5 protein-coding genes are annotated in these 7138 nt (G+C 55.9%); 3 read left to right on the forward strand and 2 right to left on the reverse strand.

Translation table 11 applies throughout. From position 1 onward, the window contains the following. Positions 1–199 precede the first annotated feature (199 nt). Both BW994_RS18395 and wrbA read right to left on the reverse strand, forming a co-directional pair. Positions 200–1123, reverse strand: a complete 924-nt coding sequence (locus BW994_RS18395; RefSeq protein ID WP_029314194.1) for a metallophosphoesterase — start codon at positions 1121–1123, stop codon at positions 200–202. A gap of 97 nt (positions 1124–1220) precedes the next feature. Continuing rightward, a complete protein-coding gene (gene wrbA, locus BW994_RS18400; protein ID WP_029314195.1) occupies positions 1221–1820 on the reverse strand; it encodes an NAD(P)H:quinone oxidoreductase in 600 nt (199 codons plus the stop codon). Between the two features lie 512 nt (positions 1821–2332). Here wrbA and BW994_RS18405 point away from each other — a divergent pair. The 3 genes from BW994_RS18405 to BW994_RS18415 all read left to right on the forward strand — a co-directional run bounded on the left by BW994_RS18405 (position 2333) and on the right by BW994_RS18415 (position 6823). Continuing rightward, positions 2333–4099: a CHASE2 domain-containing protein gene (locus BW994_RS18405; protein ID WP_162176829.1), complete on the forward strand. Its 1767-nt coding sequence runs from the start codon at positions 2333–2335 to the stop codon at positions 4097–4099. 369 nt (positions 4100–4468) lie between these two features. Beyond that, positions 4469–5944, forward strand: a complete 1476-nt coding sequence (locus BW994_RS18410) for a M48 family metalloprotease (RefSeq protein ID WP_162176830.1) — start codon at positions 4469–4471, stop codon at positions 5942–5944. A 96-nt stretch (positions 5945–6040) separates the two neighbouring features. After that, positions 6041–6823: a sulfite exporter TauE/SafE family protein gene (locus BW994_RS18415; protein WP_029314199.1), complete on the forward strand. Its 783-nt coding sequence runs from the start codon at positions 6041–6043 to the stop codon at positions 6821–6823. Positions 6824–7138: the final 315 nt, after the last annotated feature.

The raw sequence follows: 7138 nt of genomic DNA on the forward strand, positions 1-7138 counted from the left end.
CGCTGGAAGCGCTGGGACAGAACGTCACACCCGACGCCTTGATCCTCGGTGCCATCGGTCTCGGACCATATCAACAGGCAACGCTATAAGAGCCAAAAACTTTGACTCCGCTAAGCCCGCAGCGGTTTCAACAGCAAATGCCAGATCAAAGAAAGTTTTTTGCTTCTTTTTTACAAAAAAGAAGCCTGACGTCCCCCGCCTAAACCCCCAGCGTCTTCCCGAACACGCTCTTCCCCCGCGCATCGATGAAATCCAGCCGCACCGCCGCCGCACCCACCGCCACCGCCAGAAACCCATGATCGCCCGAGCAATACCCCGCCCGGCTCGCCGGCCCCGGCTGATACGTGTGCGACCCCGCACCCGTCGTCACATACGCAATCCCGCCCATCTCGACATACTGCATCGAATGGTCATGCCCATTGATATACAGCGCAACCTGGTGCCGCCGCAGCACCGGCTCGAACGCCGCAATCATGTCCGGCTGATCATGCCCATGCCCGCCCAGCGCCGTGTACAACGGATGATGCCCGATCACGATCTTCCACCGCGCACCCGATGCCGCCAACCCACGCTCCAGCCACGCCAGCTGCGCCCGCTTGTCTTGCCCCGCCGTATTCGTCACCGTGCCCGCATACTTGCGAATGAACGGCGACGTATCGAGATAAAAAATCTCCGCCCCCCCGCCCGGCACCGCCAACTTGCGCGTATAATACCGCGCCGGCATCTCCCACCGGTGCGACAGTTTCGAATACGCCAACTGCGCCTCGACATTGCCCCGATAATCATGATTACCCAAAATCACATGCCACGGCCGCTGCAACGACTCCTGCGAATACACATCCTCGAAACTGGTCCGCCACTGCGGATCACTCAAACCCGTCACCCCGGCTTCATAAAAATTATCGCCCGCCGAAACAATGAACGCCGGATCAGCCGCCACCGCCGCCGCCGCCATCGCGCCAGCCACCGCGCGCTGATGGTGCTTCCCATCGCGCCCCCAATCCCCGATCACGAAAAACCGCGCCTCGCCGCCCGCCGCCGCCATCGCCGGCGCGCCAGCCAGCACCGAAACTGCGCCTAGCTCAGCACTCGATTCCAAAAAACGGCGGCGTGATATCGTCATGATGCGTCCTCACTCGGTTCGGCCCACGGTCTATCCCGCGCAAGGACGCTTGTCATATGACAGTTCAGTTTCAAACAGCGCAGCGTCAAACCAACCGTTATGCCGCCAGCTTCGCCGCAATCAACGCAACATGCCGGCCCTGTGCCCGCGCAATCGCCAACTCGTTCGCACTCGGCATCCGTGAACCATCACCCTTCGACATCGTCGACGCCCCATACGGCGTGCCACCCGAAATCTCATCCATATTGCTCAGCTCCGGCACCGAATACGGCACCCCCACCACCACCATGCCATGATGGAACAACGTGGTATGGAACGAGGTAATCGTCGTCTCCTGCCCGCCATGCTGGCTGCCAGTCGAAACAAACACCGACCCCACCTTGCCGACCAAACCCCCCTTGGCCCACAACGCCCCCGTCTGATCCAGAAAATTCCTCATCTGCCCACACATATTGCCAAACCGCGTCGGCGTGCCAAAAATAATCGCATCATACTCCGCCAACTCGCCAGGCTCAGCCACCGGCGCCGCCTGATCCGTCTTGGCATGAATCGAAGCCGCCACCGCAGCCGGCATCGTCTCCGGCACCCGCTTGATCGTCACACTGGCACCCGCGCCCGTCGCCCCCTCAGCCACCGCACCCGCCATCGCCTCAACATGCCCCCACGTGCTGTAATAAAGCATCAAAACCTTCGCCATGATCACACTCCTATGGATGTTGCCGAACCCTGCACATAAGCCCACATTCATTCGACATCAAACGATATTTTCGTGACCGGCTGCAAGGCAAGGCAAGGCAAGGAAGCACTTCTTTTTTTGCAAAAAAAGAAGCAAAAAAAACTCTTCGTCATTGGTGTAGCGCAATGAAGCCATCGATGATCACGACGATTAAAAAATCTTTGCTGCTTTTTTATAAAACCGCAGTTTTGGATGCCTGATCAACGCAGGTTCACAGTTTACCACCGGAGAATCGGCAAACCGGTAATCCACCTTCCCCTTGTCGCGGCCGACGTGGCGACGAGCCATTGATATCTTTGCACTAAAATTTTCTTTCGAAGATATTGACTTTTATTAATGAATGCCACAGACGGTGGGACCCGTTAAGAACGCTTTTACCGATAAGGTCATTAAAAACACACCGACTTTAAATCATATTTTAGATCTGACTCTACTTCTTTTGCACAGACAAAAATTGATATCTGGAAACGCCATTGATTAACAAGATAAAAAGACTCGACGAAGAAGATATAACATTTTTTTTAACGCGTCTTTTGATTTTTATAATTGCATGGATTTTTTTTGTCGTCGTCGATCCTCTCGGTTTTGACAGCGCAACACGTACGAGTTCGTCAAATTTTCTTCAAACCATTTTTCAGCCGTTCTATGGCTTAAACGCAAATCCTGCACAGCAAAAAATTGCCGTTGTCGCAATTACCGATAGCACGCTCAAAAATATCAATCATCAGCAGGTGTCGGCCGCAGCAAACCTCCATGAATCGTACCACACGCATGCGTTATGGCCATTGCCATATTCCGATATTGTTGGAATTTTAGATAGTATAATTCAAGCAAAGCCGCGCGCAATATTTGTCGATATTCGCTTCACGGGTAACCGTAGGCGCGATTCACTAAATCAATTCGATAGTTTTTTGATTTATGCAAAAAATAACGGTATTCCAGTCCTGTTCGCGAACGGCCTACGCCGAGACGGCTACGGCCCATTACCGCCACCACTCACGCATCGAAGCGCGACGGCCGAATGGAACGCCGGTAGCAATCTCTACGCCTTACAAGTGGCCGATTGCAGCGTAGGCACCACCTGCGACCAAGGCGTTGGACGCCAACACATGATCGTCCGAGATTCAGCGGCCTTCACCATGTATCGCCTTGTCTGCAAACATGGTTTTCAGCCCTATTGTTCCCATGCCGTGAATCCAAGCAGATTCACCGCCGATATGGCATTGCGCTGGGGCACACTGTTATCGCCACAGCAAAGACTTATTGCCGGTCCGCGTGCCATAACCGACTGCCAGACCTTTGGGCCACAGCCCTGGAGCCGCTTTCTCCAATCCCTGGAAAATGCCGGTCGATCCCTGACACACCTGATCCCGCGGCAGCGGTGTCCCTATGAGCTCACGATCGATGCCGCGCAACTCAATCAAGCAACCTGGGGTACACGAAACCATCCATCCGTTAATATTGACTCTCTCCTGCATGGTCGAGTCGTTTTCCTTGGTGCCGATCTACGCGCAGAACACGATGTGGTGCGCGTTCCCGGTGTCGGCCTGCTCGCCGGCGTTCAGGAGCAGGCGATGGCATTCGACAATCTGCTGAGCTTCGGCAACCAGTATTTTCACAAACCCGGCGATATGTTTCACGCGAACATGGTCTCCATCTCGGACTCTGTAGTTACAGAAGCTATCATTTGGCTGGTTCTGTCGATTGACTACCTTTTTGTAAAAATGAATTTGATGCAAGACGAAAAAAAGGCGAAATGGGCAGAACGCCCGAGCTATATGCAAAAAATCATGAAAAAACATAACGAATATCGACAATCAAAAATTCTACGCGCCGGCATCCCGTCGCTCATGGCGCTATTTATGACACTAATTTTTATAGATGACGTATACGGTCGAAATTTAACAGAATCTAAGAATAGCGCATCTACTATATTAGAATATTTTATTGTTTACGTTTTAATATATATTATATTCATAGTTTCATTTTATCAGCAGAGCGCATTTGCAAAAAATTTTGTGCTGAGACCTCTCATGTTATTACCCGTAATAATTCCCGTTTTATTCATCAATGAATTCTACTTGCATTGGCAGAATAACGACTGGATCGCACTCGTTCTTTTATGGGCTTTACTTCCCGATATCGCTGAATCGATTCTTCAAAACAGGGAGTCTGAAAATGACAAGGCAAGCGAGAGAGAAACTGAATCTGAAGCTGAAGCTGAGAAACAGGTTAGCTAGGGTTATTCTGGCCGGTTTCGGCCTTGTCCTGGCAGGTCGGTCCGTCGACTATGCCGCCGCCCAAACAATTACCGGTACGATCGGTCCATCGGTCCAACGTTTCAGCCCCGCCGGCCAGCCGCTCGGCGCAATAGCGGCAAGTCGCTTGATCGGCCATCATATCGCAGGGCCGGAGACCAATCTCGGCCTCGTGCCCGTCACCACAGCGCGCGGTACAATCTACATCCGGGCACTCGGCTTGACCACGACAGGAGCTTTGCCACCGCCACCCGCGAGCAATTGCATCGGAAACTATGCGCCACCCGGCGACAATCAAATCGGAATGACCAATGGCCTTGGGGGCTCGTGTCCGAAATGACAATGCACAGCATGATCCGTAAACTCACCGCGCTTGCGGTCACCCTCGCCGTCGCAGGTTGTGCCGCCCTGCCGCGCGGCATGACTGACACGGCCTCCGTCCTGCCCGCTCATGGAACCTTCATCGCAACACTGAGTTCAGCAGAGACCTATCAACCAGGTCGCGCCGCTTCCGAATCCCTGGTTCTCCGTCGCCCGCTGACCTTGCAAACCGGCATCGTCGAAGACCCCGCCTTTGTCGATTTCTGCAATCAGATCGTCGATCGCCTTCTGGCATCCTGGCCCTACGCTCGGCCCAACGTGCAGGTGCTCCTCGTCCCGTCCACCAGTTTCACGTCCGATACCACACCCGAAGGTGCCATCATCGTCAGCACAGGTCTGCTGAATTACCTGTCAACGCATCCCGCGCCGGACAATGGAGACCGTTTGGCCTTTGTGCTGGCACATGAATTATCCCACGTCCTGATGGGCCAGACGACCAGCCGCGCAGCCCTGTTCAAAAACGCGGCGAAACTGCGCGGCATCGTCTATGCCGGGGCAGCGATCACCCTCGGCGCCAAAGCCGCGGTCATCGCCGATGCAACCAAAAGCGCAGTTGTCGCTGATTATCTGTTCGGCGTCGCGACGACAAACGGCGTGTTTCCCGCTTGGCAGCGCGATCAGGAGAGCATGGCCGATCTGCTCGCGATCGATCTGATGGCGAAAGCCGGATATAACCTCCAGGGTGCGACCGACATCCTGACGATCCTGATCGCGCAGGAGCGCAAGGCGGCCGCCGCAGAGCCAGCCATCCTGCCGTTCCAGCACTACGTAACGACCCACGCCGTCGGCAACCAGACCGAGATCAACTTCGGCTTTGGCCAGGCGCTGAAACCATATTTCGTGCGAGCGGAAAACGCCGTCCTGGCAGGGCACCCGGCGGCAATCGACCGTCTGAAAATCGCCGCAACATATATCACACGCCAATATCCGACCTATCTGCCACCGATGAGCGATGCCGGCTTCACCCATATCATCGACACGGCGCCGACACGTCTGATGATTGAAAACGAGGTGTCGCTCGGCGATGCCGCGGTATCGCTGGAACACCGCCAGGCCATGGAGGCCGCCAGCCAGCTCCGCTCGATCAAAAGTATCGTCCTGCGGCAGAGTGAATATTATCTCTTCCTTCAGGCAGAGACCGATTTCGAACTCGGGCGATCGGACCAAGCCGCTGCATTTCTGACCGATGCCGAGCGTCAGAAGCTGGAAACGCAACCAGTCATGGTGCTGCGCGCTCAATTATTGTTGAACGCGCATCACTACAACGCCGCTCAGGCGGCGTTCGGCGCGGCCGATGCGAAATTCGCAACTCAGGCTTATCTGCCACAACGCATCCAGATCGATAAACTGCAAGGCAAGACGCTGATAGCGACGAAACTGATGTTCGAGTGCAACGCAAGCGGCAAAATGAATTTGATCGGCGAATGCGATCATGCCGATCAGTGAGTGAGCCCAACCTTTCTCCAGGCAATATTGTCCGGGGCATGATTGTCTGAAACGATGGTGCCCCGCCCGCCGTCAATTTCATGCTAAACACAACGAATGAACGTGCCGGAAATTCTCGCGGGGTTTGTGGTCGGGGGCATCGTCGGTCTCACCGGCGTCGGCGGCGGCGCATTGATGACGCCGCTGCTCATACTTCTGTTCGGCGTCCATCCATCCGGCGCGATCGGCACCGATCTGTTGTTTGCCGCCGCGACCAAATCGGTCGGCACGGCGGTGCATGGGCTCAATCATACGGTGGATTGGCGCATCGTCTTGCGGCTCGCGTCCGGCAGCCTGCCGGGGGCGGCGCTGGCGTTGGCGGGCCTGGGCTATCTCGGCGTGCATGGTGCGCTCGCCAACCATATCAGCGCCCTCATTCTCGGCGTGGTGCTCATTCTCGCCGCCACCGCGTTGCTGATCCGCCCCTGGCTGATCAAAACCATCCCCGGCGCCCACCCATCAACGGATGCGCCCGCGATCATTCCGCGCACGGGTCCCACCATCGTCCTCGGCTTCGTGCTTGGCGTTCTGGTCAGCGTCACATCGGTCGGCTCCGGCGCGCTCGGCACGGTGGCCCTCATGCTGCTCTACCCGCGCATGGCGACCGCCCGCATCGTCGGCTCCGATCTCGCCCACGCCGTTCCGCTCACGCTGCTCGCCGGCATCGCGCATTGGGCGCTCGGCACCGTCTCCTTCACCTTGCTGCTACCGCTGCTGCTCGGCTCGATTCCCGGCATCATCCTGGGCAGCCTGAGTTCCAACCGCACGCCGGAGCCCGTCCTGCGCATCGGCCTCGCGACCATGCTGGCGGCGTCGGGCTGTTTTATCCTCGCCGCTTAAGGTGCGCCGTGGCGCGAGAGAAGGTTAGGGAAGCACTTCTTTTTTGTGAACAAAAAAGAAGCAAAAAAAACTTTGTTAATCTGGGCCCGTACCGGTTCCAACGCCCGTGCCCCAGATTAAAAAAAGTTTTTTGCTTCTTTTTTACAAAAAAGAAGTACTTCTTTTCCTCTGCCTAACTTTTTCCCTTTCTCACCCCCCACCCCACATGGTTTATGTGCGGCCATGATCTCGAACGCGCCTTTCATGCCCGCCGACCCGTCCGAGCGCTTCGCGATGATCTTCCGCGCCCTGCAACGCTCCGTGGCCGACAACGGC

The organism is Acidiphilium rubrum, from assembly GCF_900156265.1.
Taxonomy (GTDB): Bacteria; Pseudomonadota; Alphaproteobacteria; order Acetobacterales; family Acetobacteraceae; genus Acidiphilium; species Acidiphilium rubrum.